The sequence below is a fragment of the Psychrobacter immobilis genome (genome assembly GCF_904846065.1).
In the GTDB taxonomy this organism is placed as follows: Bacteria; Pseudomonadota; Gammaproteobacteria; order Pseudomonadales; family Moraxellaceae; genus Psychrobacter; species Psychrobacter immobilis_H.
The window spans coordinates 1-1,763 of the sequence record NZ_CAJGZV010000015.1 but is presented as its reverse complement, the minus strand read 5'-3'; the positions used below and the strand labels follow the sequence as shown (position 1 = coordinate 1,763).

Here is a 1,763-nt window from a genome sequence, read left to right as displayed (position 1 = left end):
ACACAATACTATCAACACTGATACTGCCCATAGTTTTTCGCCAAACTATTAAACATAGAACTAACATTATGAATAATAATGACGACCCACCAGCATAGCCAATCCCTAAAGAACGATCAACGAAATCTGCAATTGTGGTCCCAAGAGTAGTGGTCGCGACGATAGTACCCCAATACAACCACTTATTAAACTGTTTTGCTTTGATTTGGGTGGCGACTGCGATAGTAAATATGACGGCAAATATTGCTGTACTTATGATGTACCCTAAGTTCAATGACATAGATAGTGCATCGCCCGCTGTCTCCCCTAAGGTAGTCGCCGCTATTTTTATTATCCAAAATAGTAACGTGACCTCTGGTACTTTTACTAATGCTTGTTTTACAGTAGCCGTGTAATCACCTGACATAGATTTGTTCATTTTTATGCCTCTTTGAGTTACTACTCAGTTTAATTAATAAATTTATTTACTTTACAAACAATACTGATATTAGAAAGCCAACTTATTAAACAATAACCCTAAAGCCGTTAAGAAAGCATTAAGATGCACAAAAAGAGGCCTATCAATTTTGATAGGCCTCTTTTTGTGCATCTTACTTTATAACAAGAAATTTAGAATTTGTATTCTAGACCAGCACCGACCACGAAGACGCTAGCATCACCACGCGCTCTGACAAGAATATCTTTATCACCGTCATCTTGACCAGCAATGAAAAGATCATTTTTTAAGTCTGCAGTGTTATTACCGACATAAGCATGTGCAATTATATTCTTTCTAAAGCTATATTTACCGCCTACGACGATTTGATCTGAATTATTTTCATTAATGCCTCTTAAGTTATCCGTTTTATTGTACTGTGCATATATTGAGGCTGGACGAGCGAGGTTACTTAGACCCATCTCAGCACTTAATATCAATCCTTTTTCAGTTTCATTAGTATCATCAAAATCAGCTTGTTGGTATAGAGCGCCCACTTTTACTGGATAAGCAACATAATTACTTAGATCGACAGTAGCCGTCCCACGGATCATATCGCCGCCCGTATTAGTACTACTGGGATTTTTAGTAGCCAGATCACTCTGATAAGCAACACCAGCCGTAAAGCCATTGCCTGGATTAAATAGTAATGAGGCACCATAGCCGCTGTCACGACTATTATCGTCAGATATAAAGTCTTCATCAGCACCATACTGCAACGCAAGCTCTAATGGTAACTCATTGTATTTAGGCGCTTTCCAGACGATAGAGTTATTAACTCGGTAACCATCAGCTAAGGTTAAAGCATTGGCTAGTGTATTTTTGCTTAAACTACTAGCACCCACATTGTCCCAGTAACCTTCATTGACCGTGACATTATCGATATAATCAACGACTGAGTAGTTACGACCAAAGCGGAATTCGCCAAGGTCTTTATTCTTTAGACCCAGATAAGTATCACGGCTTTTAAAACCGATGTTACTGCTGCCACTATCATCAACCTTGATTCCATACTCTAATTGGTAGATCACATCAGTATTGGCAGTCATGGCTTCAGAACCTTTGAAACCAATACGTGAAGATTTTGATGCGATTTCTACTGAACTGTTGTCTTCATTAATGCTTATACTACTATCGTCCATAGCTTCTCGTTCGAATGAAGCATTGACATAGTTGGCGGTAACAAATGCTTTGCCATAAACAGTCGGTGCCGCTTGAGCTGTAGATACTAATAGCATTGCGACTGATGAGGCTAAAAATAGTCTTTTCAAAAGACATCTCCACTTTA

At 38.7% G+C, this 1,763-nt stretch carries 1 protein-coding gene and 1 pseudogene; both read right to left on the bottom strand.

Annotated elements, in window-relative coordinates; genetic code table 11:
- Positions 1-418 (bottom strand): annotated as a pseudogene (locus JMW64_RS13770) (hypothetical protein); the annotation flags it as partial.
- Positions 419-609: 191 nt separating this feature from the next.
- Positions 610-1,746: a porin gene (locus JMW64_RS13765; protein ID WP_201555352.1), complete on the bottom strand. Its 1,137-nt coding sequence runs from the start codon at positions 1,744-1,746 to the stop codon at positions 610-612.
- Between the last annotated feature and the right edge of the window lie 17 nt (positions 1,747-1,763).